At 74.9% G+C, this 25,563-nt stretch carries 21 protein-coding genes and 1 pseudogene; 12 read left to right on the top strand and 10 right to left on the bottom strand.

Features of this window, described 5'->3' with window-relative positions; all coding sequences use genetic code 11:
* Nucleotide 1: 1 nt before the first annotated feature.
* The 4 genes from pgi (at nt 2) to HB370_RS32835 (ending at nt 4,657) form a co-directional block, all read left to right on the top strand.
* Nucleotides 2–1,654: a glucose-6-phosphate isomerase gene (pgi, locus tag HB370_RS32850; protein WP_167513055.1), complete on the top strand. Its 1,653-nt coding sequence runs from the start codon at nt 2–4 to the stop codon at nt 1,652–1,654.
* A 2-nt stretch (nt 1,655–1,656) separates the two neighbouring features.
* Complete coding sequence (gnd, locus tag HB370_RS32845; protein WP_030788898.1) at nt 1,657–2,535, top strand: phosphogluconate dehydrogenase (NAD(+)-dependent, decarboxylating); 879 nt, start codon at nt 1,657–1,659, stop codon at nt 2,533–2,535.
* Nucleotides 2,536–2,541: 6 nt separating this feature from the next.
* The gene (locus tag HB370_RS32840; protein ID WP_030788901.1) at nt 2,542–3,129 is read left to right on the top strand and encodes a histidine phosphatase family protein; all 588 of its coding nucleotides are present in this window, start codon (nt 2,542–2,544) and stop codon (nt 3,127–3,129) included.
* A gap of 64 nt (nt 3,130–3,193) precedes the next feature.
* Entirely contained in the window at nt 3,194–4,657 is a 1,464-nt protein-coding gene (locus HB370_RS32835) for a hypothetical protein (protein WP_030788904.1), read from the top strand.
* A 13-nt stretch (nt 4,658–4,670) separates the two neighbouring features.
* On the opposite strand, the gene HB370_RS32830 is transcribed toward HB370_RS32835, so the two are convergent.
* Genes HB370_RS32830 through wecB form a run of 4 tightly spaced genes read right to left on the bottom strand, consistent with a single transcriptional unit; the run spans nt 4,671 to nt 10,420 of the window.
* Nucleotides 4,671–6,878 (bottom strand): glycosyltransferase, encoded by a 2,208-nt coding sequence (locus HB370_RS32830; protein ID WP_030788907.1) that lies wholly within the window; start codon nt 6,876–6,878, stop codon nt 4,671–4,673.
* Nucleotides 6,875–8,692, bottom strand: coding sequence for a hypothetical protein (locus tag HB370_RS42520; protein WP_030788909.1), 1,818 nt, complete (start codon nt 8,690–8,692; stop codon nt 6,875–6,877). The genes HB370_RS32830 and HB370_RS42520 overlap by 4 nt, the downstream gene beginning before the upstream one ends.
* On the bottom strand, nt 8,692–9,339 hold the full coding sequence (locus HB370_RS32820) for a class I SAM-dependent methyltransferase (RefSeq protein ID WP_030788912.1): 648 nt from the start codon (nt 9,337–9,339) through the stop codon (nt 8,692–8,694). The genes HB370_RS42520 and HB370_RS32820 overlap by 1 nt, the downstream gene beginning before the upstream one ends.
* Nucleotides 9,332–10,420, bottom strand: coding sequence for a UDP-N-acetylglucosamine 2-epimerase (non-hydrolyzing) (wecB, locus tag HB370_RS32815; RefSeq protein WP_030788915.1), 1,089 nt, complete (start codon nt 10,418–10,420; stop codon nt 9,332–9,334). Before wecB ends, HB370_RS32820 begins: the two co-directional genes overlap by 8 nt.
* A gap of 143 nt (nt 10,421–10,563) precedes the next feature.
* On the opposite strand from wecB, the gene HB370_RS32810 reads away from it, so the two are divergent.
* The 3 genes from HB370_RS32810 (at nt 10,564) to HB370_RS32800 (ending at nt 14,609) form a co-directional block, all read left to right on the top strand.
* The gene (locus HB370_RS32810) at nt 10,564–12,018 is read left to right on the top strand and encodes a glycosyltransferase (protein WP_030788918.1); all 1,455 of its coding nucleotides are present in this window, start codon (nt 10,564–10,566) and stop codon (nt 12,016–12,018) included.
* Between the two features lie 84 nt (nt 12,019–12,102).
* Complete coding sequence (locus HB370_RS32805; RefSeq protein ID WP_030788921.1) at nt 12,103–13,383, top strand: nucleotide sugar dehydrogenase; 1,281 nt, start codon at nt 12,103–12,105, stop codon at nt 13,381–13,383.
* Between the two features lie 47 nt (nt 13,384–13,430).
* Complete coding sequence (locus tag HB370_RS32800) at nt 13,431–14,609, top strand: glycosyltransferase (protein WP_030788924.1); 1,179 nt, start codon at nt 13,431–13,433, stop codon at nt 14,607–14,609.
* 431 nt (nt 14,610–15,040) lie between these two features.
* Here HB370_RS32800 and HB370_RS32795 read toward each other — a convergent pair whose 3' ends face one another.
* The gene (locus HB370_RS32795; RefSeq protein WP_030788927.1) at nt 15,041–15,628 is read right to left on the bottom strand and encodes a TetR/AcrR family transcriptional regulator; all 588 of its coding nucleotides are present in this window, start codon (nt 15,626–15,628) and stop codon (nt 15,041–15,043) included.
* A 131-nt stretch (nt 15,629–15,759) separates the two neighbouring features.
* Between HB370_RS32795 and HB370_RS32790 the strand changes: the two genes are divergently transcribed.
* On the top strand, nt 15,760–16,653 hold the full coding sequence (locus HB370_RS32790; protein WP_030788930.1) for an NAD(P)-dependent oxidoreductase: 894 nt from the start codon (nt 15,760–15,762) through the stop codon (nt 16,651–16,653).
* 78 nt (nt 16,654–16,731) lie between these two features.
* On the opposite strand, the gene HB370_RS32785 is transcribed toward HB370_RS32790, so the two are convergent.
* Nucleotides 16,732–17,172 carry a PPOX class F420-dependent oxidoreductase gene (locus HB370_RS32785; protein ID WP_030788934.1) on the bottom strand — a complete coding sequence of 147 codons (441 nt, stop codon included), beginning with the start codon at nt 17,170–17,172 and terminating at the stop codon, nt 16,732–16,734.
* A gap of 90 nt (nt 17,173–17,262) precedes the next feature.
* Between HB370_RS32785 and HB370_RS32780 the strand changes: the two genes are divergently transcribed.
* From HB370_RS32780 to HB370_RS32770, 3 genes are all read left to right on the top strand, one after another.
* On the top strand, nt 17,263–17,844 hold the full coding sequence (locus HB370_RS32780; protein ID WP_030788937.1) for a TetR/AcrR family transcriptional regulator: 582 nt from the start codon (nt 17,263–17,265) through the stop codon (nt 17,842–17,844).
* A complete protein-coding gene (locus tag HB370_RS32775; RefSeq protein WP_167513054.1) occupies nt 17,841–19,190 on the top strand; it encodes an MFS transporter in 1,350 nt (449 codons plus the stop codon). Before HB370_RS32780 ends, HB370_RS32775 begins: the two co-directional genes overlap by 4 nt.
* A 62-nt stretch (nt 19,191–19,252) precedes the next feature.
* Entirely contained in the window at nt 19,253–20,476 is a 1,224-nt protein-coding gene (locus tag HB370_RS32770) for a serine hydrolase domain-containing protein (RefSeq protein WP_030788942.1), read from the top strand.
* Between the two features lie 31 nt (nt 20,477–20,507).
* Here the strand turns inward: HB370_RS32770 and HB370_RS32765 are convergent, their stop codons facing one another.
* Nucleotides 20,508–21,653, bottom strand: a complete 1,146-nt coding sequence (locus HB370_RS32765) for an FAD-binding oxidoreductase (protein ID WP_030788945.1) — start codon at nt 21,651–21,653, stop codon at nt 20,508–20,510.
* Between the two features lie 28 nt (nt 21,654–21,681).
* A complete protein-coding gene (gene ribA / locus HB370_RS32760) occupies nt 21,682–22,362 on the bottom strand; it encodes a GTP cyclohydrolase II (protein WP_030788948.1) in 681 nt (226 codons plus the stop codon).
* 38 nt (nt 22,363–22,400) lie between these two features.
* On the opposite strand from ribA, the gene HB370_RS32755 reads away from it, so the two are divergent.
* Nucleotides 22,401–23,162 (top strand): creatininase family protein, encoded by a 762-nt coding sequence (locus HB370_RS32755; RefSeq protein WP_030788951.1) that lies wholly within the window; start codon nt 22,401–22,403, stop codon nt 23,160–23,162.
* 161 nt (nt 23,163–23,323) lie between these two features.
* Here HB370_RS32755 and HB370_RS32750 read toward each other — a convergent pair.
* A pseudogene (locus HB370_RS32750) lies at nt 23,324–24,226 on the bottom strand (lysylphosphatidylglycerol synthase transmembrane domain-containing protein); the annotation flags it as partial.
* 26 nt (nt 24,227–24,252) lie between these two features.
* Nucleotides 24,253–25,206 (bottom strand): methyltransferase domain-containing protein, encoded by a 954-nt coding sequence (locus tag HB370_RS32745; RefSeq protein ID WP_051816053.1) that lies wholly within the window; start codon nt 25,204–25,206, stop codon nt 24,253–24,255.
* Nucleotides 25,207–25,563: the final 357 nt, after the last annotated feature.

The raw sequence follows: 25,563 nt of genomic DNA, 5'->3' as shown, positions 1-25,563 counted from the left end.
GATGGCAGAGTTCCCGAAGCTCACCCACCGCCCCGAGTGGACGGCCCTCGCCGACCACCGCGCCCAGGGCCGCCCGCATCTGCGGGAGCTGTTCGCGGCGGACCCCGGCCGCGCGGAGCGGTACGTCGTACGGGTCGGTGACCTGTACATCGACTACAGCAAGCATCTGATCACCGACGAGACCCTGGCCCTGCTCCAGGAACTCGCCACCGCCACCGGCGTGTTCGCGCTGCGCGACGCCATGTTCCGCGGCGAGCGGATCAACATCACCGAGGACCGGGCGGTGCTGCACACGGCGCTGCGCGCCCCGCGCAACGCCGTGATCGAGGTCGACGGCGAGAACGTCGTGCCGAAGGTGCACGCGGTGCTGGACAAGATGGCCGGCTTCGCCGAGCGGGTCCGCTCCGGCGAGTGGACCGGACACACCGGCCGGCCGATCCGCAACGTCGTCAACATCGGCATCGGCGGCTCCGACCTCGGCCCCGCGATGGCCTACGAGGCGCTGCGCCCCTACACCGCGCGCGACCTGACCTTCCGGTTCGTGTCGAACGTGGACGGCGCCGACCTGCACGAGGCGGTCCGGGACCTGGACCCGGCGGAGACGCTGTTCATCGTCGCGTCCAAGACGTTCACGACGATCGAGACGATCACGAACGCCACCTCGGCGCGTACCTGGCTGCTGGACGCCTTCGACGGCGACGAGAAGGCCGTGGCGAAGCACTTCGTGGCGCTGTCGACGAACGCCGGGAAGGTCGCCGACTTCGGCATCGACACGGACAACATGTTCGAGTTCTGGGACTGGGTCGGCGGGCGCTACTCCTACGACTCCGCGATCGGCCTGTCCCTGATGATCGCGATCGGCCCGGACCGGTTCCGGGAGATGCTCGACGGCTTCCGTCTGATGGACGAGCACTTCCGCACCGCGCCCGCCGAGGCCAACGCCCCGCTGCTGCTGGGCCTGCTGGGCATCTGGTACGGCAACTTCCACGACGCCCAGTCGCACGCGGTGCTGCCGTACTCGCACTACCTGTCCAAGTTCACCGCCTACCTCCAGCAGCTGGACATGGAGTCCAACGGCAAGTCGGTGCAGCGCGACGGCAAGCCGGTGGACTGGGGGACCGGGCCGGTGGTCTGGGGCACGCCCGGCACCAACGGGCAGCACGCCTACTACCAGTTGATCCACCAGGGCACCAGGCTGATCCCGGCGGACTTCATCGGCTTCGCCCGGCCCGTCGGCGAACTCAGCGAGGAACTCAAGGCCCAGCACGACCTGTTGATGGCCAACTTCTTCGCCCAGACCCAGGCGCTGGCCTTCGGCAAGACCGCCGAGGAGGTCCGCGCGGAGGGCGTCGTCGAGGAGCAGGTGGCGCACCGCACCTTCCGCGGCGACCACCCCACCACCACCATCCTGGCCACCGAGCTGACCCCGTCCGTGCTCGGCCAGCTGATCGCGCTCTACGAGCACAAGGTGTTCGTCCAGGGCGCGGTGTGGAACATCGACTCCTTCGACCAGTGGGGCGTGGAGCTCGGCAAGGTCCTCGCCAAGCGCGTCGAACCCGCCCTCACCGAGGGCGCCGACGTCCCCGGTCTCGACCCGTCCAGCACGGCCCTCGTCGCCGCCTACCGCACCCTCAAGAACGCATCGGAGAACTGATCATGCAGCTCGGTCTCATCGGCCTCGGCAAGATGGGCGGCAACATGCGCGAGCGGATCCGCCGCGCCGGCCACACCGTCATCGGCTACGACCGCAACCCGGAGGTCTCCGACGTCAAGAGCCTCGCCGAACTGGTCGAGAAGCTCGACGCGCCCCGCCATGTGTGGGTGATGGTCCCGGCCGGCACCGCCACCCAGACCGTCATCGACGAACTCGGCGACCTGCTCTCCCCCGGCGACACCGTCATCGACGGCGGCAACTCCCGCTGGACGGACGACGAGAAGCACGCCGCCGCGCTCGGCATCAAGGGCATCGGCTTCGTCGACGCCGGTGTCTCCGGCGGCGTGTGGGGCCTGAAGAACGGCTACGCGCTCATGGTCGGCGGCGAGAAGGAGTACGTGGACCGGCTCCAGCCGATCTTCGACGCGCTCAAGCCGGAGGGCCCGTACGGCTATGTGCACGCGGGCCGGGTCGGCGCCGGGCACTTCTCCAAGATGGTCCACAACGGCATCGAGTACGCCATGATGCAGGCCTACGCCGAGGGCTGGGAGCTGCTGGAGAAGGTGCACTCCGTGGAGAACGTCCGCGAGGTGTTCCGCTCCTGGCAGGAAGGCACGGTCATCCGGTCCTGGCTGCTGGACCTCGCGGTCAACGCCCTCGACGAGGACGAGCACCTCCAGGGCCTGCGCGGCTACGCGGAGGACTCCGGCGAGGGACGCTGGACGGTGGAGGCGGCCATCGACAACGCCGTCCCGCTGCCCGCGATCACCGCGTCCCTCTTCGCGCGGTTCGCCTCGCGCCAGGACGACTCCCCGCAGATGAAGATGATCGCCGCGCTGCGCAACCAGTTCGGCGGCCACGCGGTCGAGAAGAAGGGCTGACCCGCCGTGGGGGACCTGCTGCTGGTCCGCCACGGTGAGACGGAGTGGAGCAGGTCGGGACAGCACACCAGCTGGACCGACCTGCCGCTGACCGGACGGGGCGAGGAACAGGCCAAGTCCCTCGCCCCGCTCCTCACCGGCCGGACCTACGCCCGCGCGCTGTCCAGCCCGCTGAGCCGTGCGCTGCGCACCGCCGAACTGGCCGGCATACCCGGGGTCGAGCCCGATCCCGACCTGCACGAGTGGGACTACGGCGGTTACGAGGGCGTCACCACCGTCGAGATCCACCGCACCCGCCCGGACTGGGACCTGTGGACCGACGGCGTCCCGCCCGGTCCCGAGGGGCACCCGGGCGAGTCCCCGGCGCGGATCGGCGCCCGCGCCGACCGGGTCCTGGCCCGCGTGGCGCCCGCGCTGGCCGAGGGGGACGTGGTCCTCGTCGCCCACGCCCACTTCCTGCGCGTCCTCACCGCCCGCCGGCTGGGCCTGCCGCCCGCCGACGGCCGGCTGTTCCAGCTGGCCACGGCCACGGTCAGCCGCCTGTCCACGGAACACGGCCACCCGGTGATCGCGGAGTGGAACGTCCGGCCGTAGCGTGACGGCCGCCGTCGGGGACGGAGATTGACAGCCGGTCCGGTGCCGGGTCACAGTCCGGCTGGTGGAGATCGACAATCTGACGGCGGCCGAGGAGCGGGTGTGGCGGGCGTTCCCGCGCGGGGAGTTCGTGGACTTCCGGGAGACGGCCGACGAGGACCCCGCCGACGCGGCCGGGTGGGGGCCCGAACGGACCGTACGCGCCGGGGTGTTGCGGGCACTGCTGCTCGACGGGGAGCGCCGGGACGGGGAGATACCGTCGCTGAGCGTGGCGGGCGCCCGGATCACCGGGCGGCTCGATCTGCAGTACGCGACGATCGACCACCCGGTGCGGCTGCGCCACTGCCACTTCGAGGAGGCCCCGCGCTGCTACGCCGCCCGGCTGCGGGAGCTGAACCTCAGCGAGTCCGTGCTGCCCGGTCTGGTCGCCCACGCCGTGCACGTGGACGGGGTGGTGCGGCTGACCCGCGCCCGCTGCCACGGCACGGTCCGCCTCGGCGGCGCCCGGATCAGCGGCAGCCTGTACCTGGAGGGCGCCGAGGTGGCCGCGCCCGGCGCCGAGGAGCCGGTGCTCCAGCTCAACCAGGCGGTGCTCGGCGCCGACCTGTGGGCGCCGGGACTGCGCACCCAGGGGCAGATACGCCTCAACGGCGCGAGTGTCGCCGGGTCGTTGAACCTCAACGAGGCCCGGCTCGGCAACCCCGGGCACGCCGCGCTCGACGCGGAGACGCTCACCGTCGAAGGGGACATGCTGGTCCGGGACGCCGAGGTGCACGGCTGGACGGGCCTGCGCGGCGCCCGGATCGCGGGGCGGCTCGACCTGTCGTACACCCGGCTCGCGTATCCGGGCGGTACGGCGCTGCGGGCGGCCAGCTCCACCATCGGGGAGCTGTGGCTGCGCAAGGCCCCGCCCATGGAGGGCGCCCTGAACCTGCGCCGCGCCCAGCTGGACGTCCTGCTGCTGGAACCGGAGTCGGTGCCGGAGACCGTACTGCTCGGCGACCTGACGTACACCTCGCTCGTCCCGCACGAACCGGCCGAACGGCGGCTGCCGATGCTCCGGCGCGAGCGCGACGGGTATGTCCCGCACACCTACGAGCAGTTGACGGCCGCCTACCGGCGGATCGGCGACGATCACGCGGCCCGGCTGGTGCAGCTCGCCAAGCAGCGCCGGCACCGCCACACGCTGCCCTGGTACGGGCGGCTGTGGGGCCTGGTCCAGGACGTCACCGTCGGCTACGGCTTCCGTCCGCTGCGCGCCGCCGGCTGGCTGCTGTCGCTGCTCGCGCTCGGCTCGCTGGCCTTCGCACTGCACCCTCCGCGTCCGCTGAAGGCGGGCGAGGCGCCGCCGTTCCACCCGGTGTTCTACACGCTCGACCTGCTGCTGCCGGTGATCTCCTTCGGGCAGGACTCCGCGTTCGCGCCGCGCGGCGGGTACCAGGTGCTGGCCTACGTCCTGGTGCTCACCGGGTGGATCCTGGCGACGACCGTGATCGCCGGTGTCACCCGCACGGTCAGCCGCCAGTGAGGCCCGCCCGCGGTCAGCCGTCCGTGACCCGGCCGGTGACCAGCAGGTCCGTCCAGGCCGCCGCCACCCGGTCCAGCGCGTAGGTGCGGCGCACCTGGGAACGGGCCGTCTCGCCGGCCTCCCGCCAGGTCTCCCCGTCGGCGCCGAGCCCGGCGATCGCCTCGGCCATCGCCCGCGGGCCGGCGTGGATCCACCGCCGGTCGTAGATCTCGTCGGCGCCGGGCCACGGCAGCAGCGCGGGCACGGCGCCGGAGGCCATGCCCTCGGCCGGGGCGAGGTGGAAGGACTCGTCGTCGCTGGTGGACAGCACATGCCCGACGCGGCGCAGCCAGGTGGGCACATCGGCGCCGAAGTCGTCGAAGACGACGGCCCCTTCGAGCAGCGGGGAGGTCTGGACGCGGCGCAGGATCGCCTCGTAGTGCGCGCGTTCCTCCGGCTTGTTCCAGATCCACCAGTACTCCCACGGCGGCTTGGACTTGACCGACAGCCGCCAGCGCCGGTCCTCGGCCCGCAGCAGTTCCAGGACGTCCAGGCCGAGGTCGAGGCGTTTGCGACTGGGTGCGATGCCGATCATGCCGAGCCGGAACCGGGCGCCGGGGGCCTTGGGCCGGTCGAGCTGCTCGGCGTCCACCCAGTTGGGCACGGTGACGACCTTGTCCGCGGGCCAGCCAGTGTGTTCCAGGGTGCGGCGGGCGTAGTAGGGGCTGACGCAGACGACCCGGTCGACGGCGTCGATGTCGACCTGGTGCGGCCATTCGGCGTCGAGTTCGAAGCGGTGCAGGCGGATCACCAGCCGGCTGCCGCGCCGTTTGTGACGGCTGTACCAGACGGCCGCCGGGCCGCACCACTCGACCACCACCACGTCGGCCCAGTCGGCGAGGTCGCGGCTCGCGGCCTGGTCGTGCCGGGCCAGCGCGGGCCAGGCGTCCACGCGGACCTCGAGTCCGGGCAGGGCGCGGAAGTGGTCCAGCAGCCGGGTGAGGAACTTCAGGTCGTGGCCGGCGACGCCGACCCGCAGCGGGCGGGAGCGGTGGGCGACGGCGGGGGGCGCGGGCGGGAAGACCCGGTCGAGGTGGGCGCGCCAGCGCCCGGCGGCGGCCGTCAGGGTGTACCGGCTCGCGGCGGCGCGGCAGCGGTCGGCGGCGAGCCGGCGGGCCTCGGGGTCGCGGGCGGCGCGGGCCACGGCCTCGGCGGCGTCCTCGGTCTCGGCCCGGCCGGGCACGTAGAGGGGGTAGTCGGGGCCCAGCAGCGCCTCGTGCGCGGGTGTGCGGTTGAGCACGACAGGCAGGCCGAGGGCACCGAACTCCAGGACCTTCGTGGACAGTTCGAGGCTGGCGTCGAGCCGGGGGTCGCGCCAGCCGAGGCCGAGGTCGCAGCCGGCGGCGATGCGCATGGCCTCCTCGCGGGGCCGGCCGCCGTGGTGCCGGACGCCGGGGGCCGAGCCGTGCAGGGCCCGGTACATGGCCTCGTGGAACTCGGGGTGGCCGGGGTCCTCGTGGATCTTGTCGCCGACGGTGTGGAGTTCGGCCCGGATGCCCCGCTCGGCCAGCAGGGCGGGCAGCCGGGTCATGGGCAGGGTGTTCCACAGCGGGGCGAACTTGCCGGTGTAGACGAGCCGCAGCGGATCGTGCGGCCGCTCGTGGTCCGGCACCGGGAAGCCGGGTTCCGGCACGGCGGGCGGGCAGAGCACGCTGCGGCCGCAGGCCTGGGGCACCCAGGTCTCCAGGAAGCAGCGCAGTTCCTCGGTCTGGCACAGCAGCAGCCGGGAGGCGGCGGCGATGCGGCCGAGTTCGGTGCGGGCCCGCTCGGTCATCGCGGCGGCGGACTGCGGGATGTCGGTGAGGTAGGCCCAGATCCGCCCGCCGAAGTGGCCGTCGGCGACGACCTGGCCGACGATGCGGCGTCCGCGCAGCACGATCAGGTCGCAGGGCTCGTCCTGGTCGAGCCGGGTGAGCAGCCGCGAGGCCTGCACCGGGGACAGCGGCCGGCCGGCCTGTCCGGGGACGAGGCGTTCCTCGGCGGGCCTGATCACGCGCACCCCGGGCAGGGCGGCCAGCGGATCGGTCAGCCGGCCGGTGTGCACCGGCGACTTGAGCACCAGCCGGGTCTCGCACCCGGCCAGGGACAGCGCCTGCACGGTCGACTGGGCCCAGACGGCGGAGCCGTCGATGAGGTTGAGGTCCACGTCGCCGTAGACCAGGGCCCGGATCACTCGGCTCATGACGGTTCCTTCCCGCGCACGGCGAACAGTCGGTGGCCCCGGCCGCACCAGCTCGCGGGCGGGGCGCCCGACAGGTGCAGGGAGCGGCGGACCAGCAGCGGCCGGCGCAGCTCGGGGACGAAGGTGTAGTCGGCGCCGCCCGCCGCGTGGCCGAGCGCGTCGGCGCCCGAGTACTCCTGGGCGCACATCAGGTCCAGCAGCAGGGTGTCCGGGCGGTCCCCGGTGAGGTCTCTCCAGTCGGCGACCCAGGCCGCGGTGGGCGGCCCGGTGCGCACCTCCACGCCCGCGGCGTCGAGTTCGTCCAGGCCGGCCGGGTCGGGCACGACGACCTCGGCGGGGCGGTGCTGCTGGCCGAGCACCTGGGCGACGAGCCGGGCCACCTCGTGCCGGTCGCGGGGGGCGGCGAGGACCGCGACCCGGCGTTCGGTCAGCGGGTCGGGCGCGCCGACCAGCCGGGCCAGCTCGGCCAGCCGGACCCGGGTGCTGTCCCACAGGAACGCCTCCCGCAGCCGCTCCCGGGCGTCCGCGCCCGCGTCCAGCCGGGACAGCCGTACCCCGGTGTCGGCGTCCAGCACGGCGTCCCAGGCCAGTTGGGCGAGTCCGGGCGCGGCGGACGCCGGGGCGTCCCGCCACAGCACGGCCGGCCGGCCCAGGGCGCGTGCCTCGGTGAGCAGCCCGGCCAGTCGCCGGTCGAGGTCGGGGGCCGCGCCGGTGCCGGTGAGCGCCCAGGGGCCGTGTCCGGTGCAGGCGCTGAGCTGGACCACGACCGCGTCGGGGTCGGTGCGCCGGACGAGCAGGGGGCCGTCGTGCGGGAGCGGCCGGTTCACCACGGCGTCCGCCGCGAAGTCCTCGGCGGTCTCGTCGGTGAGCACGCCGGTGATGACCAGCCGGTCGCGGGGGGTGGCGGCGAACGCCCGGTGGACGAGGTGGAGGCGGTCGTCGGCGGCCGCCGGCGCGGTGCGGGCGGCGGCGGGCCGGGCGGCGGGGGCGGCCTTGCGCGCGGAGCGCGTCCGCCACAGCCCGTACAGCTCGCGGGGCAGTCCGGGCATCTCGCGCCGGGGCGAGCGGGCCGCCGACACGAGGGCCCGGCCCACCTTCAGGGAGGTGGAGCCCTCCAGCATGTGCACCCGGGCCTGGAGCACCTGGACCCGGTCGCGGGCCTGGCGCAGGGCGGAGGCCAGCTGCTCCTTCTCCCGTACGGTGGCGGCCAGCCGGTCGGCGAGTCCGTCCTCGCGGACGGCGTCCCGGGCGCGTTCGGCCTCCTCGGCCCGGCGTTCCAGGTCCTGGTGGCGGGCGCGCAGGGTGCGGGCGGCGAGGTCGGCGAGGACGTACTCGTCGGCCGTCCGCAGGGTGGTGGCGAAGCCGTCGGAGGGCACCGGGCGGCCGAACCAGTCGTGCGGGGGCAGGAGTTCGTCGGTGGTCAGCCGGGCGAACACCGCGCCCGCGTGCAGGTGGACGTAGTCGAGCGGGGCGGCGCGCAGCACCTGGCAGCGCTGGGTCACCAGGTCGTCCAGCAGCCGGTGGTAGGGGGGTTCGGGTCCGGGGTGGCCGAACAGCAGCAGGCCGCGGGCGCCGGGCCGCAGCCGGCGCAGTGCGGCGAGCAGGGCGTCCTCGGTGCCGTGCACGGCGGGGTCGGGCCCGTACGACAGGAGTACCAGGTCGCCTTCGCGCAGGGCGCGTCGTCCGTCGTCGCGGCGCAGGGTGACGCCGTCGGGGAGGTGGAGGTAGGGGGCGAGGCGCAGGCCCCGGCCGGTGGCGTCGACGACCGTGGTGACGCCGTCCAGGTGCGGGTGGAGCAGATCGGTCAGGCGCATCAGCGGATCCTCGTGAAGACGTGGAAGCCGGTCTCGGTCTCGCGGAAGCCGTAGGGCCGGAACTCGGTGTGGCGCAGGCCGAGGGGTTCGAGGGCGGCGCGGTAGCCGTCCGTGGGCCGGTGCCGGATCCGGCCGTCGCGGGCGCGGGGTACGGGCGTGTCCGCGTCGGTGACGATCAGCCGGCCGGTGAGGCGCACCAGGGAGGCCAGGTTGCGCAGGGCCGCCGCCCACTCGGTGTCGTCCGGCAGGTGGAAGAGGACGTCGACGCAGAGCACGATGTCGTACTGCCACGGGCTGCGCCACTCGTCGAGCCGGGCCCGGGTGTAGCGGGGGCCGTCGCCGGCCGCGCGGGCCCGGTCGATCGCCTCCTGGCTGGCGTCGATGGCGTCCACGCGGTGGCCGCAGCGGTCCAGGGCGCGGGCGAAGTACCCGCTGCCGCAGCCGGCGTCGAGCACGAACAGCGGGGCGGCCGGGGAGTGCAGGTCGCCGACGAGGGTGAGCAGGGTGCCGAGCCGGAGGGCGTAGAACAGTTCGTTGCCGGGCCGGTCGAGGTCCGGGTGGCCGCCGGCGGCCAGTTCGTCCTGCTCGCGGTGGCGGGCGTCCCAGTGGCCGAGGGGGGCGTCGGGGTCGAGGGCGGCGTCAGTCATGGTGCTCCAGCCACTGGGTGATCAGGCGGGCTATCCGGGGGCCGGCCTTGCCGTCCCACAGCGGTGGTCCCTCCGCGGGCGCGGCCGGGGCGCCGTCGAGTGCCTTGCACAGGGCGGGGACCAGTTCGCCGGGGCCGACGAGGCGGTTGGTGCCGTGGGTGACGGTGACGGGGCGTTCGGTGGTGGTGCGCAGTGTCAGGCAGGGCACACCGAGCACGGTGGTCTCCTCCTGCACCCCGCCGGAGTCGGTGATCACGGCGGCTGCGCCGCGCACCAGGCTCATGAACTCGACGTAGCCGAGGGGTTCGAGGAGGTGCACGCCGGGCGCGCCGTCCAGGCCGGCCGCGCGCAGGGCGTCCCGGCCGCGCGGGTGCAGCGGGACGGCGAGGTCGAGGTGGCGGGCCGCCTCGGTGAGCGCGCCGGCGGCGGCGCGGGCGGCGGCGGGGTCGTCGACGTTGGCGGGGCGGTGCAGGGTGACGACGCCGTAGCGCTCGGGCAGTGCGTGCGCGGCGCGGGCGGCGGCCGGGTCGAACAGGTCCAGGTGGGTGAGCAGGGTGTCGATCATCGGGTTGCCGACGAAGTGCACCCGGGCCGGGTCGGCGCCCTCGCGGGCGAGGTGGCCGACGGCCTCCGGGCTGGTGGCGAACAGCAGCCCGGCGAGCTGGTCGACCAGGCGCCGGTTGACCTCCTCCGGCATCGCCATGTCGAAGCTGCGCAGCCCGGCCTCGACATGGGCGACCGGCACGCCCAGCTTGGCGGCGGCCAGGGCGGCGGCCAGCGTGGAGTTGACGTCGCCGTAGACCACGACGAGGGCCGGGGCGCGGGCGGTCAGCTCGGCCTCCAGGGCCACCAGCAGGTCGGCGGTCTGCCCGGCGTGGCTGCCGGAGCCCACGCCGAGGTCGGTGTCCGGCCGGGGCAGTCCCAGTTGCCGGAAGAACACCTCCGACATCCGGGCGTCGTAGTGCTGTCCGGTGTGCACCAGGGTCTGGTCGCAGCCGGCCGACCGGAGCGCGGCGACGACCGGGGCCGCCTTCACGAAGTTGGGCCGGGTGCCGACCACATGGAGTACTGGGCCGTTCATGACGCCGTTCATGTCCTCGCCTTCCGCGGGCGGTCGAACAAGGGGCAGCACACGGGGAGACGAGGGGAGCGTCGTGCCCTGCCCGGCGCCGGCGCGTGGTCGTGTCCGAGGCGCCGCGCGCCGCGTCGGCCTACCGTGGCGGCATGTCCCGTCGTGTCCCCCGCGCTGTCAGTCTGGCCGCATCCGTGGCCTGGGGCGAGTTGCGCCAGGACCCCGCGCGGGCCGCGCTGCTGGGGCTGCGGCTGCTGCCGGCGCGGCTGCGGCGCCGGGTGCGGCCGGTGGAGCGGTGGCTGGGCGGCCGGGCCCGGCCGGCCGGACCGGGCGCGCTGCCGTCCGCCGTTCGGGTGAGCGCGCCCGCCGGGCGGCCGGTGCGTCCGGTGCCGGGCCGGGTGCTGCATCTGGTGACCAACTCGCTGCCGTACGCCCACGCCGGTTACACCCTGCGCACCCAGAAGCTCGCCGAGGCGCAGCGGGCCGCCGGCCTCGATCCGCATGTGGTGACCCGGATCGGGTTCCCGGTGGCGCGGGGGGTGCTGGACGCCGGTGCGCTCCAGCTGGTGGACGGGGTGCCGCAGCACCGGCTGCTGCCCTGGTGGCTGCCGTACGGGCAGGGCCCGGCGCTGACCCGCAACGCCGAGCTGGCGGGGCGGCTGGTGGAGCGGCTGCGGCCGGCCGTGCTGCACGCGGCCACCGACCACGGCAACGGGCGGGTGGCCCTGGCCCTGCGCGAGGTCTACGGCCTGCCGGTGGTCTACGAGGTGCGAGGCTTCCTGGAGGAGACCTGGCTGAGCCAGGACCCGGCGCGCACGCCCGCGGACCCGGTCTACCGGGGGCGGCGGGAGCTGGAGACGGACTGCATGCGCCGGGCCGACCTGGTGCTGACGCTGGGGGCCGCGATGAAGGCCGAGATCGTGGCGCGCGGGGTGCCCGGGGAGCGGGTGCTGATCGTGCCGAACGCCGTGGACGCGGCGTTCCTGGGGCCGCCGCCGGACGGGGCAGCGGTGCGGGCCCGGCTCGGGATCGCCCCGGACGCGTTCGTGGTGGGCACGGTCGGCAGCCTCACCCCGCACGAGGGGATCGGCACATTGCTCCATGCGGGTGTACTGCTGCGGCGGCGCGGGGTGCCGCTGCGGCTGCTGATCGTCGGGGACGGCCCGGAGCGGGCGCGGCTGGAGCGGCTGGCCGCCCGGCTGGGCCTGGCCGGCGACGGCACCGCCGTGTTCACCGGCCGGGTACCGCACGGCCAAGTCCGGGATTTTTACGCTGTGTTGGACGTGTTCGCGGTGCCGCGCACGGACGCCCGGGTGTGCCGTCTGGTGACCCCGCTCAAGCCGGTCGAGGCGATGGCGGGCGGACTTCCCGTGCTCGCCAGTGATCTCCCCGCGCTGCGGGAACTGGTCGAACACGAGGTGAACGGACGGCTGATTCCCGCTGAATCACCACAGGCTTGGGCGGATGAACTCGAAAGGGTGCTTTACAGTCATAAGCGACGGCTCGAATGGGGAGCCGCCGCCCGCGCGAAGGTCGCGCGGGAACGCACCTGGGACCGGGTCGCCGCGACGACCCGCGAGGCGTACCGCTCGCTGGGCTGTCTCTGAAGGCCCCGCGAACCCCCCACCAGTGCAGCCGCGAAGGCCGGGTGAATCCCTATGCAGGTCGAACGGACCCCCTCGCTCGGGGACATGGAAGCGCCGCCGCCGTACGGAGAGGTGGAACTCGCCGTCATCGGGCTCGGCTACGTCGGACTGCCGCTGGCCCGCGAGGCGGCCTCGGTCGGCCTGCGCGTGGTCGGCCTGGACCGTGACCCACGGGTCGTCGCCGGGCTCAACTCCGGCCGCTCGCACGTCGGTGACGTCTCCGACGACGAGGTGCGCCGGATGCGGGCGGCCGGTTTCACCGCCACCTGTGACGACGCCTGTCTGGCGGGCGCGCAGACCGTGGTGATCTGCGTGCCGACCCCGCTCGGCGAGGACGGCGGGCCCGATCTGGGCGCGGTCGTCTCGGCCACCCGCGCGGTGGCCGGCCGGCTGCGCCCCGGACAGCTGGTGGTGCTGGAGTCGACCACGTACCCGGGCACCACCGAGGAGGTCGTACGGCCACTGCTGGAGGAGTCCGGGCTGCGGGCCGGCGAGGACTTCGCCCTCGCCTTCTCGCCCGAACGGATCGATCCCGGCAACACCCAGCACGGACTGCGCGACACCCCGAAGGTGGTCGGCGGCTGCACTCCGGCGTGCGCGGTGCGCGCGGTCGCCTTCTACGCCAAGTTCGTGAACATGGTGGTCCAGGCGAAGGGCACCCGCGAGGCCGAGATGGCCAAGCTGCTGGAGAACACCTACCGGCACGTGAACATCGCGCTGGTCAACGAACTGGCGATCATCAGCCGTGAGTTGCACGTGGACGTGTGGGACGCGATCCGCTGCGCGGGCACCAAGCCCTTCGGCTTCCAGGCCTTCAGGCCGAGCCCCGGGGTGGGCGGGCACTGCATCCCGATCGACCCCAACTACCTGTCGTACAAGGTGCGTTCGTCACTGGGGTACGACTTCCGGTTCGTCGGGCTGGCCCAGGAGATCAACCGGCGGATGCCGGAGTACGTGGTGCGCCGCGCCCAGGACCTGCTCAACTCCGCCGGCCGCCCGCTGCACGGCTCACGGGTGCTGCTGCTCGGCGTCACCTACAAGCCGGACGTGGCCGACCTGCGCGAGACCCCGGCCGAGCCGGTGGCCCGGCTGCTGCGGGAACGTCAGGCCGACGTCGCCTTCCACGACCCGCAGGTGCCGGCGTGGTCGGTGGACGGGGTGGAGGTGCCCCGCGTGGACGATCTGACGGCCGCGCTGCGCGAGTACGACCTGACGATCCTGCTCCAGGACCACTCCGCCTACGACCTGCCGGCCCTCGCGGACACCGCGCGGCTGCTGTTCGACACCCGCGGGCGGATCAGCAGGCCCGGCGTCGAAGTGCTCTAGGTCCGTCTCAACCTCCGTGCGTTCTCGGGGAGTCGGAAGGCACTGCCATGCGGATACTCGTCGTCACCGTCGTCCACCACCCCGAGGACGCGCGCATACTGCACCGGCAGATCGCCGCGCTGCGCGAGCGCGGCCACGAGGTGGTGTACGCGGCGCCCTACGCGGCCCGCGGCGCCCGGCCCCGGCCGTACGTCGAGGGCGTGGACCTGCCCCGGGCGGCCGGCCGGGACCGTGGCACGGCGCTGCGCGCGGCCCGGGCGCTGCTGGCCGAACGCGGCCCGGCGGCGGACGTGATACTGCTGCACGACCCGGAGCTGCTGCTCGCCCTGCCCGGCACCCTCCGCCGGCTGCGCCGGGCCGGGGCGGCGCCGGTCACCGTGTGGGACGTGCACGAGGACACGGCGGCGGCCCTGGCGGTGAAGGGCTGGGTGCCCCGGCCGCTGCGTCCCCCGCTGCGCGCGGCGGTGCGGGCGGCCGAGCGGCTGGCCGAGCGCCGGGTGCGGCTGCTGCTCGCCGAGGACGCCTACCAGGACCGGTTCCGGCGCCACCACCCCGTCGTCCCCAACCTCGCCAGTCCGCCGCCCGGCACGCCCCCGCCGCCGGGTGACGACCGGGTGGTCTACCTGGGCCAGCTGTCCCGGGCCCGTGGCGCACTCGAACTGATCGCCCTGGCGCGGCTGCTGGCCCCGGCCGTGCGGGTCGAGGCGATCGGCACGGCGGATCCCGACGTGCGGGACGCGCTCGCGGCCGCCGACCGGGAGGGGGTGCTGCGCTGGTACGGCTTCCTGCCCAACGACCGCGCGCTGGCCCGGCTGTCCGGCGCCCTGGCCGGCCTGTCCCTGCTGCACGACCAGCCCAACTACCGGCACTCCCGGCCCACCAAGGTCGTGGAGTACATGGCCCACGGCGTGCCCGTGGTCACCACCCCGACCCCGCTGGCGGCGGAGCTGGTCGAACGGCACGGCTGCGGGCTGGTGGTCCCCTACCGGGACCCGACGGCGGCGGCGACCGCGATACGACGCCTGGCCGCCGACACCGGCCTACGACTGCGCGCCGCCCGGCAGGGCCGACAGGCCGCCGTATCCGAACTCGACTGGCACCCCCGGGCAGCCGACTTCGTGGACCTCCTGGAACTGTGGGCCAAGGAGGAGACGGCAGGGGCGGGCACGGCCCGAGCGGGCCGCCGGGGGGATGCGGTGGCGGCGGCCGGGCGGCGGGTCCGGTGACAGCACCGGCCGGGGGCATACGGCCGCGCGCCGAGCAGCCGGCCGGGCCGGGCGGCTACGACTGGGCGTCGAGCGACAGGCGGGCCCGGTCGAGGCGCGGGGCGGCGCGTCGAACGGCAGGCCCGGCCGAGGACGCACAGCGGCACGCCGCACAAGCAAGCCCGGTCGGGAACGTGGGCGGCCAAGGTACGCGGTGGCACGCCGAACTGCGGCCCGGTCGAGGACTTCCGGCCGCGTGCCGAACAGCAAGCCCGGTCGAGGGCGCAGCCCTGCACAGCGAGCCGGCCCCGCCAGGGGCGTGCGGCGCCACGCCGAAACGGCGGGCCCGGTCGAAAACGTACGGTCACGCGTCGAGCGATGAAGCCGGTCAGGGGACGCAGCCCTGCGCAGTCGGGCGCGGCACCGCCGGAGACGTGTGGCGGCGAACCCGGTCAGGAGCGTGCGGCGTCCAGTAGGGGGCCGAGTTCTCGTACGGCGGTGGTGAGGGGGGCGGTGTCCTGTTCGGCGCGGGCCAGGAGGATCGCGCCCTCCAGGGTGCTGATCATCAAGGTGGCCAGCGACTCCGCGCGGCCGGCGGGCACGCCCAGGTCGGTCAGGGCCGCGGCGAGCGGCGCGCGCCAGGCCGTGAACGCGGCGGCCGCCGCCCGGCGGGTCGCGTCGGCCGAGGTCGCGCAGTCGACCGTGGCGGCGGCGACCGGGCAGCCCGCCGCGAAGCCGTCCGCCGCGTACTCGTCGGTCCACTGCGCCGCCATCGCCGCGAACAGTCCGCTCGGCGTCGGTTCGTCCAGCCCCGCGAGGAAGCGGGCGATCCGCTTGCCCGCGTATCTCCCGGCCCACTGGACCGCCTCGTTGACCAACTGCTCCTTGCCGCCCGGGAAGTAGTGCTGGAGGGAGCCGCGCGGGGCGTCGGCGTGGGCGGCGACCTCGCGCATGCCGGTCGCGGCGACCCCCTGCCGCCGGATGAGCTGGGCCGCGCTGAAGACCATCCGCTCCCGCGGTCCGGGCCGCGCCTCGGCCATGCGTCGCCTCCCTCTCCTCCCCCTCGGCCTTCCCCCTCGGCTTCCTCCGTCCCCAGCCTATGACCGCCGTCATAACCGGCGCTACTATGACCAGTGTCATAAGCCGCGCGCGGCGCGAAGGGCGGCCGGTCGTGAACGTCGGATTCATCGGTCTCGGAGTGATGGGCGGGCCCATGGCCCTGCGCCTGGCGCACGCCGGCACCCCGCTCGTGGTCTGGAACCGCACCCCGCACCGGGCGGAGCCGCTGCGCGCGGCCGGTGCCGAGGTCGCGGCGGACGCCGCCGAGGTGTTCGCGCGGGCCGAGGTGGTCCTGCTGATGCTCGCCGACGAGGCCGCGGTGGACGCGGTCCTCGGCCGGGGCACACCGGAGCTGGCCGCGCGCGTCGCGGGCCGCGTCATCGTGCACATGGGCACCACCGCCCCGGAGTACTCCCGCGCGCTGGAGACGGACATCCGCGCGGCGGGCGGCCGGTACGCCGAGGCGCCGGTCTCCGGGTCCCGGGTGCCGGCGGAGCAGGGGCAGCTGGTCGCGATGCTCGCCGGCGAGGAGGACGCCGTGGCCGCCGTACGGCCGCTGCTCGCGCCGATGTGCCGGGAGACGTTCGGGTGCGGCGCGGTGCCGGGCGCGCTGCTGATGAAGCTGTCGGTGAACCTGTTCCTGATCACCCAGGTGACCGGGCTGGCCGAGGCGTTCCACTTCGCCGAGCGGCAGGGGCTGGACCGCCGGCTGTTCCTGGAGGTCCTGGACGCGGGCCCGATGGCCAGCGCGGTGTCCCGGATGAAGGCGCCCAAGCTGCGCGAGCGCGACTTCTCGGTGCAGGCGGCGGCACTGGACGTGCTGAAGAACAACCGGCTGATCGCCGAGGCGGCCCGGGACGCCCGCCTCGCCTCACCGCTCCTGGACGTGTGTCACGCCCTGTTCCGGGAGACGGTGGCCCGGGGTCACGGCGGGGAGGACATGGTGGCCGTACTGCGCGCGATCGAGGCGCGGACGGCCGAGGCACGAACCACCGAGGCGCCGTAGTCGGACCACCGGGACGCCGTGACCGCACGGCCGTACCCCACCGCACGCCCCGTCACACCCACGCGCGCCCGCCCCGGCTCAGCTCTTGCGCGGGATCCCGTACGCGCGCTCGACGTGCAGCCGCAGCACCAGGCGGCGGTCGCGGACCATGGCGGACCGGAAGTCGTCCCAGTCCGGGTGCTCGCCGAGCACGTCGCGGTAGAGCCGTTCCAGTTCCGCCACGGTGTCGTCGCCCGGGTCGGCGGCGACCGGGGTCAGCTCGGCGGTGCCCTCGGCGACGGTGTACGCCCAGCGGTCGGCACTGGTGACGTGGTACGAGGCGCGTGGGTCGCGGCGCAGGTTGCGGGTCTTGGCGCGGTCGTCGGTGATCGAGACCCGGATGATCCGCTCGTCGGGGTAGTAGGCGTGGCTGACGTTGGACAGCTGGGGGCGGCCGTCGCGCCGGAGGGTGACCAGTACGCCGCCGTGGCCTTCGGAGAGCAGTCCGAGCAGCGCCTCTTGCGTGGGCTCTTGAGTCATACCCCCGTCAACCCGCCCCGGCGCCCCGCGCATTCCCCGATCACAGAGTGTGAGTAGACACTGTCTACGGACGGCTGGTAGACAGTGTCCATGACCGAGTCCGACACCAGCCTGCGCGACCGTCTCGTGGACGCCGGGGTGGAACTGCTGGCCGCCGAGGGCCTCCAGGCGCTGACCCTGCGGGAGATCGCCCGGCGCACCGGTGTCTCGCACGGCGCGCCGCGCCGCTACTTCCCCACCCACCTGGAACTGCTGTCCGCCATCGCCCGGCGGGGCTTCGCCGACCTGGCCGAGCGGACGCGGCGGGCGCTGGACCGGGAGACCGGCGGGGCCCGCGCCCGGGTGGCCGCGCTGGCCGGGGCGTACCTGGAGTTCGCGCTGGAGCAGCCCGGCATGTACGAGCTGATGTTCCGTCACGATCTGCTGGAGAGCGGTCGGCTGGGCCTGCGGGAGACGAGCCTGCCGCTGTTCTCGCTGCTCACCGGTCTGATCGCCGCGGCCGACCCGGGCGCCGACGCCCCGCGCGTGGCGGGTGCCCTGTGGGCCAACCTGCACGGACTGGCCCAGCTGTGGCGCTGGCGGAGCCTGCAACTCGCCACCGGCGAACAGGACCTGGCCGCGCTGCTGGAGACGGTCCTGGTCGCGCACCTCGGTCCCGGCGGCGGCCGGTGAACCGGCCCTGGACGCTGGCGAGCAGCGTCGCGGGCGCGGTGATCGTCGCGCTGGACGGTACGGCCCTCACGGTCGCCCAGCCCAGCCTGCAACGGGACTTGAGCGCCTCGTTCACCGAGGTGCAGTGGACCAGCACCGCCTATCTCGTCACGGTGGCGAGCCTGCTGGTGTTCGCGGGGCGGCTCGGCGACCGGTACGGGCAGTGGCGCGTCTTCGGGCTCGGGATGCTCGGCTTCGGGGCCGCGTCGGCGGGCATCGCCGCCGCGCCCGGGGTGGGCTGGGTGATCGTACTGCGGGCGGTGCAGGGGGTGTTCGGGGCGCTGGCGCAGCCGGCCACGCTGGGCGTGCTGCGGGCCGCGTATCCGCCGGACCGGCTGGCATCGCCGCTGGCGGTGCGGACGGCCGCGATCGGGCTGGCGGCGGCCGCGGGGCCCCTGGTGGGCGGGGCGCTGGTGACCGGACCGGGCTGGCGGGCGGTGTTCCTGGTCAACGTGGTGCCCGCGCTCGTCTTCGGCCTGCCCGCCCTGGCTCGCCGGGACCGGCGCCCGGCGCCCGCGCGGACCCCGCTGGACCTGCCCGGGGCCGCGCTGCTCGCGGTGACGCTGGCCTGTCTTGTGTACGCGGTCACGGCCCGGCCGGTCTCCGGCGCGGGGCTCGCCGCGGCCGCGCTGACGGCCGTCGTCTGGGTCCGGCACGAGCGGCGCGCGGCGAGCCCGCTGCTGCCGCCGGAGCTGCTCGGCGCGCGGACGGCCGGGGCGGCGCTCGGCATCCTGGTGGCCGTCTCCGCGTCCCTGTTCGGCACCCTGTTCATCGCCACGTACGTGCTCCAGCGCCGGCTCGGTCTGGACGCGTTCCACAGCGCGCTGCGCAGTCTGCCGCTGGCGGTGCTGATGGTGCTGTCGGCGGCGCTGTGCCCCGCGGCGCTGCGCCGGTGGGGTGCGCGCCGGGTGACGGCGGCGGCCGCGGCGGCTTTCGCGCTCGGTGTCGTGCTGCTGTCCCGGACCACCGCCCCGGCCGGGCTCGGCCTCGCCTTCGCGCTGCTCGGCGCGGGTTTCGGCACGGTGATGGTGGCGGCCACGCAGGTGGTCGTGCGTGCGGCGGAGGTGCGGACGGCCGGGGTGGCGGGCGGAGTGCAGCAGACCGCGCTGAACGTGGGCCCCGCCGTGGGCGTGGCGGCGGCGGCCGCGCTGCTCGGCACGGGCACCGGGGCCGCGCTGCTCGTCCTGGCGGCGGTGGCCGCGCTCGCCGTGCCCGGGGCCCGCCTGCTGCCGGGACCGGCCGCCGCCGCGTCGCGCACCCCCGCCCCGCACGCCCCTGTCCCGGCCGGTGATCCTGAGCGACGATGAGAGGCGGGACGGACGGGACGGGACGACGAGTCGGGACGGGCGGACGCGACCGGAGGAGAGCGATGGGACGGCTGGAACAGGACGTCGACCCGGCGGAGGCGGGACTGGACCCCGGGGCCCTCGGCCGGCTGGACGGGCACTTCGCCCGGTACGTCGACGAGGGGCGGCTGCCCGGCTTCCTGGTGGCGGTGGCCCGTGGCGGCCGCGTCGCCCATCTGACCACGTACGGACTGCGGGACGTGGCGGCCGGGCGACCGGTGGAGCCGGACACGCTGTGGCGGATCTACTCGATGACCAAGCCCGTCACCGCCGTGGCGGTGCTGCTGCTGGTCCAGGACGGCCTGCTGTCCCTGGACGACCCGCTGGACCGCCATCTGCCCGACTTCGCCGAGCCCCGGGTGTACACGGGCGGCTCGGGCGACGACGTACGTACCCGCCCGGCCGCCGGCCCCCTCCTGATCCGGCATCTGCTCACCCACACCGCCGGCATGACCTTCGGCTTCTACCACCGTCACCCCGTGGACGCGCTCTACCGCGCGGCGGGCCTGGAGTACTCGGTGCCGCCGGGCAAGGACCTCGCGGAGACCGTCGGACTGTACGCCCGGCTGCCGTTGCAGTCCGATCCGGGCACGCAGTGGAACTACTCGGTCGCCTCCAATGTGCTCGGCCGGGTGATCGAGGTGGTCTCCGGGCAGCCGCTGGACGCGTTCTTCGCCGGACGGATCCTGAGCCCGCTCGGCATGACCGACACCGGCTTCCACATCGGTCCCGAACAGGCCGGCCGGCTGGCCGAGCTGTACGGCGAGACCGACGAGGGCGGGATCGAGCCGGTGCCGGGACTGCCGGTGCACGGCCGGCCGCGCTTCCTGTCCGGCAGCGGCGGCCTGGTCTCCTCCGCCCACGACTACCACCGGTTCATGGAGATGCTGCGCCGGGGCGGCGAGCTGGACGGCGTACGGCTGCTGGACCCGGACCTGCTCGCCCTGATGACCCGCAACCAGTTGCCCGGCGGGGCCACCCTCCGCTCCTTCGGCGCCCCGGTCCACCGGGAACCGGGCATGGACGGGCTCGGTTTCGGCTTCAACGTCTCCGTCGTCACCGATCCCGCCCGCACCCTGGCCCCGTCCCACCTCGGCACCTACGGCTGGACCGGCGTGGCCGGCACCGCGTTCTGGGTCGACCCGTCCCACGACCTGACCGTGCAGTTCCTGACCCAGGTACGCCCGAAGAACCTGAAGATCTTCCCCGAGCTGCGCCGCCTGGTGCACGAGGCGGTGACCGGCTGAACGCGCCGCTGAACCTCAAGGCGTCCCGGGGTCACACCAGATTGGCCTCCGGGCGCGGGGCGTCGGCCGCGAACCGCCCGGCGCTCAGGGGGCCGACGTCCAGGAAGGGGGCGCGCCCGAGGTAGAGGTCGCGGATCACCTCGCCGACGGCGGGCCCCTGGAGGAAGCCGTGTCCGGAGAAACCGGTGGCGTACAGGAACCTGGACACCGTCGGGGCCTCGCCGATCAGGGCGTTGTGGTCGGGGGTGTTCTCGTACAGGCCCGCCCAGCCGCCGGTGTGGGGCAGGTCCAGCAGGGCGGGCGCGCGCCGGGCCATCGCCTCGGTGAGCCGGGGGAGCCAGCGGTCGTGGGTGCCGGTGGCGAACCCGGGCCGCTCGTCCGGGTCGGACATGCCGAGCAGCAGGCCGGGGCCCTCCCGGTGGAAGTAGAGGCTGGTGGTGAAGTCGATGGTCATCGGCAGGGTGGCCGGCGGCTCGGGCACCGGCCCGGTGACGGCGATCTGCCGGCGCAGCGGCCGCACCGGGAGGTCCACGCCGGCCATCGCGCCGACCGCCCGCGACCAGGCGCCGGCCGCGCAGACCACCGTGTCCGTGGCGATCGGGCCGAGAGTGGTACGGACCCCGGTGACGGTGTCGCCGCGCAGGTCGATGCCGGTGACCTCGGTGTGGCGCAGGACCCGCACGCCGAGGGCGCGGGCGGCGCGCGCGTAGCCGTGGACGACTGCCTCGGGGGTGCAGTGGCCGTCGTCCGGGGAGTACGCGGCGGCCAGCAGGCCGTCGGTGGTGATCAGCGGGGAGAGGCGGCGGGCCTCCCGCGGGGTGATCAGGCGGCTGGGCACCCCGAGGGAGTTCTGCAGCCGGACGCCCGCCTCGAAGGAGGCCAGCTGCTCCGGGGTGGAGAGCAGGAACAGATAGCCGACCCGGTGCAGCCCGATGTCCTGCCCGACCTCCCGTTCGAAGCGGCCGAACGCCTCCAGGCTGCGCGCGCCGAGCCGGATGTTCAGCTCGTCGGAGAACTGCGCGCGCACCCCGCCGGCCGCCTTGGAGGTGGAGCCGGCAGCGAGTTCGTCGCGTTCCACCAGGACGACGTCCCGTACTCCGGCGCGGGCGAGATGCCAGGCGACGCTCGTGCCGATCACCCCGCCGCCGACGACGACCACCCGGGCCCGGAGCTTCATCGCTGTCACCCTCCTCCCCGTCACCTGGTCAGGAACCGTGGGCGGCGGCGTCCAGATGGGGCAGGTGGTGGTCCATCCGCTCCCGCTTGGTGCGCAGATACCTGATGTTGCTCTCGCACGGCTCGATCAGCAACGGCACCTGCTCGGCCACCCGGACGCCGTGCCGCACCAGCGCCTCCCGCTTGCGCGGGTTGTTGGACAGCAGCCGTACCGAGCGCACCCCGAGGTCGCGCAGGATACCGGCGGCCACGCCGTAGTCGCGGGCGTCGACCGGCAGGCCCAGCGCGAGGTTCGCCTCCACCGTGTCCAGTCCCTCGGCCTGGAGGGCCATCGCGCGCAGCTTGGCGAGCAGCCCGATGCCGCGGCCCTCGTGGCCGCGCAGGTAGACGACGACACCGCTGCCTTCGGCGACGACCGCGCGCAGCGCCGCCGCGAGCTGGTCGCCGCACTCGCAGTGCCGGGAGCCGAACGCGTCCCCGGTCAGGCACTCCGAGTGCAGCCGGGTCAGTACGTCGTCGGTGCCGATCTCGCCGTACACCAGGGCCACTTGTTCGTCGCCGCGGTCGTGGTCCAGGTAACCGATGGCCTGGAATTTCCCGTACCCGGTGGGCAGCGGCGCGTTCGCCACCCGTTCGACGCCGGAACGCCCGGAAAACAGGGGGGAGTTCTTGCCGAGCACGCCGATGCCGACGCCGGTGTTTTCTGTCATGATCTGATTCCTCAGCAGAGACGAAAGGCCGTGAAAAGATGAGTGGTTCGGGTGCGCGGGGGAACGGCCGGGGCCCGGCGGCGGAGACCGGCGTGCTGCCGGCCGACACCACCGAGGACGTGCGGGCACGGGGCGCCCGCGTCGCCGTCCTGCCCGTGGGAAGCTTCGAGCAGCACGGTCCGTATCTTCCGCTGGCCACGGACACGCTGGTCGCCTGCGCCGTGGCGCGGGAGATCGCCGCCGCGTACCCGGTGCGCCTCCTCCCTCCGGTGACGGTCTCCTGCTCGCACGAGCACGCTTCCTGGCCGGGGACCGTCAGCATCTCCGCGGTGACGCTGCACGCGGTGGTCTCGGACATCGCGGCGTCGCTGCGCCGTTCGGGCGTGGCCGCGCTGGTCGTCGTCAACGGGCACGGCGGCAACTACGTACTGGGCAACGTCGTCCAGGAGGCCTCCGCGCGGGGCGAGCGGATGGCGCTGTTCCCGGCCGCGGAGGACTGGGAGACGGCGCGGGAGCGGGCCGGGGTGGTCACCTCGCTGCTCACCGACATGCACGCGGGGGAAATCGAGACGTCCATTCTGCTGCACGCTCACCCCGAATTCGTCCGTCCTGGCCACGAGTCCGCCGATTTCACCGCCGACGACCGCCGTCATCTGCTCACCCTGGGAATGTCCGCCTATACCGAATCGGGTGTCATCGGCCGTCCTTCCCTGGGTTCGGCGGACAAGGGAAAGAAACTGCTGGCGAGCCTGGCGGAATCCTTCGGCCCGTATTTCGGACTGCTTACCGCCGCGGAATAGCCGGCGGGGCCCCGGCGGCCGGGACCCATGGGGGCGGCCCCGGCCGTCGGGGAGTCGTCGGGGACCGTGGTCCTGGTGCGTACGGTCGCGGTCCGGCGCCGCAGCGGGAGGGGGAGTCGTCGTGGGAGGGGAAGGAGGACGGCGGCACCGGGCAGGCTCGCCACGAGGCCGAGGACGCCGTAGACGACGGCGACCGCCATCCCGCGGTCCGCGCCGAGCCCCGCCGCGCCGAACGCCCACGCGGTGACGCCCTCGCGGGGGCCGAAACCGCCGACGTTCAGCGGCAGTCCCATGGCCAGCAGGGCGAGCACGGCGAGCGGCAGCAGCACCGTCACCGGGGCGGTCACCCCGGCGACCCGGGCCGCCACGGCGAACAGGGCCAGGTGCCCGGCCAGGACGACCACGGAGGACAGCGCGATGCCGGGTCCGCCCCGCCGCGACGCCAGCCCCCGGCGGACCTCGCCGAGGCGCCGGGACGGTGCACCGTCCCGGCGGGCCGGCGGGCGGTTCAGCCGGACGGCGAGTACGACGGCGAGCACCCCGGCGGCGGCGAGCCCGGCCGCCGGCGCACCGGCCCGGACCCCGGCGCGCACCGGGGACGGCAGGGTCGCCAGCAGCAGCGCGCCGGTCACGGCCAGCGCCAGCTGGCCGGCGACCCGCTCCAGTACGACCGCCGTCACCGCGCGCCGGACGTCGCCGGCACTGCGCCCGTGCCGTACCGCCCGGTGCGCATCGCCCAGGACGCCGCCCGGCAGGACCGCGTTCAGGAACAGCGCGCGGTAGTAGTCGGCGACCGCGGGACCGAGCGGCAGCCGCAGCCCCAGCCCGGCCGCCACCGACTGCCAGCGCCACGCGCTGCACACGGTGGTGACCACGCCGATCCCCACCGCGAGCAGCACCGTCCGGCCGTCGATCCGCCCCAGCCCGTCGAGCAGCGGACCGGTACCGAGCCGCCACAGCAGAACACCGAGAAGACCGGCACCGACGAGCCCACCGAGACGCCTGCGCAGGCCGACGCGACCGTGCGGGCGGGCCACGGTGGCCGATTGCTCGCCGGTGTCCATGGGGTGGGGTGCCGTCGGTCTCGTGGTCATGCGGGGCCGCCGCCCTTCGGTCGGGGCAGGGCCAGCAGGTCGGTGTGGTGGACGGTGACGCGCAGGGTGCCGGCGGCACAGGCCGCGAGCCGGGTGGTCAGGTAGCGCTCGGCGGGGCCGCGCAGTTCCGGCCGCTGCTCGACCGCCGCGCCGACCCAGCCGCGCAGCCACTGCCCGGTCAGCGCGGCCTCCTCGGGGCCGAGCCGCCACGGGCTCGGGTGCGGGCGGACGGTCGCGCCACGCTCGGCGAACGCCTCGCGGGCCACGGTGACCGCGTCCGGGCCGAGCAGCCCGGCGCGCCGCTGGTGGGCGTTGAACGCCTCGGTGATCACGGTGTCCAGCGGGTCGGCCGGGGTGAGTTCGACGCGCCCGGCGACGGAGAGGGTGAGCAGGGCCGGGCAGCCGGCGCCCGCGCAGGCGTCCGCGAGGGTCTCGACCTCGGCCCGGGTGAGGACGTCCAGCAGCGCGGACGCGGTCACCAGTGAGGCGCCGGTGAGCACCTCCGGGGTGAGCCGGGCGACGTCACCGCGCCGGGTCTCCACGGTGACGGGGCCGCCGTCGGCGGCGGCGCGCGGGGCGGCCATGGCGGCGAAGCGCAGCAGGCCGGGGTCACGGTCGTGCAGGATCCAGTGCTGGGCGCCGGGCAGGCGGGGCGCGAGCCAGCGGCCCATCGAGCCGGTACCGCAGCCCAGGTCGTGCACGACCAGGGGGCCACCGGTCCGGTCGGCCGGCCGGATCCGCAGCGGGCCGAGCAACTCCCGCGCGCGGGCCGCCGCGTCGGCGCCCTCCCGCAGCCGCAGCCACTCGGGCGCGTACCGCGGCGGCTCCTCACCACCCGCACCCCGCGGCCCTACGACGCCCCGGTCCGCCGACCGCCCCACGGGCCCGGCACCGGCGACGACCCCATCGACGGCCATCCCCCTCCCGGCACCACCGTCCTCCTCCCCCACGGCCGCGCCCCGCAGCCGTACGGTGTCCCGCTCGCCGAACTGCCCCAAGGGCCCGACGCCGGCGACGACTTGGGCGGAACCATCCCCAGGGACCGGCGGAGTCTCGCTGCCGGCACCACCATCCGGCACGCCGCCCCTCTCCCCCGCGACCGCGCCCCGCAGCCGTACCGTGCCCTGCTCCCCGGACTGCCCCACGGGCCCGGCACCACCGCCCGGCACACCGCCGTGCTGCCCGGCGGTCACACCCCGGCCACACCCCCGCACGCCTCCCGCGCCGCTCCTCGAGGCGCCGGCTCGCTCTTCCGCCCCCGCGTCACGCGCGCTCGCAACCCGGCCCGCCCCGCCTCCCGGCGCACA

Origin of the sequence: Streptomyces sp. DSM 40868 (assembly GCF_011820545.1) — a bacterium.
Classification (GTDB): Bacteria; Actinomycetota; Actinomycetes; order Streptomycetales; family Streptomycetaceae; genus Streptomyces; species Streptomyces eurythermus.
The sequence above is the reverse complement of the archived record's forward strand: the minus strand, read 5'-3'. Positions and strand labels throughout refer to the sequence as shown.

What these genes read in the sequence shown, in the direction of transcription:
- ribA (WP_030788948.1), bottom strand. Translation starts at nt 22,362, where the DNA reads ATGACAGAAAACACCGGCGTCGGCATCGGCGTGCTCGGCAAGAACTCC.
- HB370_RS32755 (WP_030788951.1), top strand. Translation starts at nt 22,401, where the DNA reads ATGAGTGGTTCGGGTGCGCGGGGGAACGGCCGGGGCCCGGCGGCGGAG.
- HB370_RS32820 (WP_030788912.1), bottom strand. Translation starts at nt 9,339, where the DNA reads ATGACTGACGCCGCCCTCGACCCCGACGCCCCCCTCGGCCACTGGGAC.
- HB370_RS32830 (WP_030788907.1), bottom strand. Translation starts at nt 6,878, where the DNA reads ATGAGCCGAGTGATCCGGGCCCTGGTCTACGGCGACGTGGACCTCAAC.
- pgi (WP_167513055.1), top strand. Translation starts at nt 2, where the DNA reads ATGGCAGAGTTCCCGAAGCTCACCCACCGCCCCGAGTGGACGGCCCTC.
- HB370_RS32800 (WP_030788924.1), top strand. Translation starts at nt 13,431, where the DNA reads ATGCGGATACTCGTCGTCACCGTCGTCCACCACCCCGAGGACGCGCGC.
- HB370_RS32810 (WP_030788918.1), top strand. Translation starts at nt 10,564, where the DNA reads ATGTCCCGTCGTGTCCCCCGCGCTGTCAGTCTGGCCGCATCCGTGGCC.
- HB370_RS32785 (WP_030788934.1), bottom strand. Translation starts at nt 17,172, where the DNA reads ATGACTCAAGAGCCCACGCAAGAGGCGCTGCTCGGACTGCTCTCCGAA.
- HB370_RS32780 (WP_030788937.1), top strand. Translation starts at nt 17,263, where the DNA reads ATGACCGAGTCCGACACCAGCCTGCGCGACCGTCTCGTGGACGCCGGG.
- gnd (WP_030788898.1), top strand. Translation starts at nt 1,657, where the DNA reads ATGCAGCTCGGTCTCATCGGCCTCGGCAAGATGGGCGGCAACATGCGC.
- HB370_RS32765 (WP_030788945.1), bottom strand. Translation starts at nt 21,653, where the DNA reads ATGAAGCTCCGGGCCCGGGTGGTCGTCGTCGGCGGCGGGGTGATCGGC.
- HB370_RS32805 (WP_030788921.1), top strand. Translation starts at nt 12,103, where the DNA reads ATGGAAGCGCCGCCGCCGTACGGAGAGGTGGAACTCGCCGTCATCGGG.
- HB370_RS42520 (WP_030788909.1), bottom strand. Translation starts at nt 8,692, where the DNA reads ATGCGCCTGACCGATCTGCTCCACCCGCACCTGGACGGCGTCACCACG.
- HB370_RS32770 (WP_030788942.1), top strand. Translation starts at nt 19,253, where the DNA reads ATGGGACGGCTGGAACAGGACGTCGACCCGGCGGAGGCGGGACTGGAC.
- wecB (WP_030788915.1), bottom strand. Translation starts at nt 10,420, where the DNA reads ATGAACGGCCCAGTACTCCATGTGGTCGGCACCCGGCCCAACTTCGTG.
- HB370_RS32795 (WP_030788927.1), bottom strand. Translation starts at nt 15,628, where the DNA reads ATGGCCGAGGCGCGGCCCGGACCGCGGGAGCGGATGGTCTTCAGCGCG.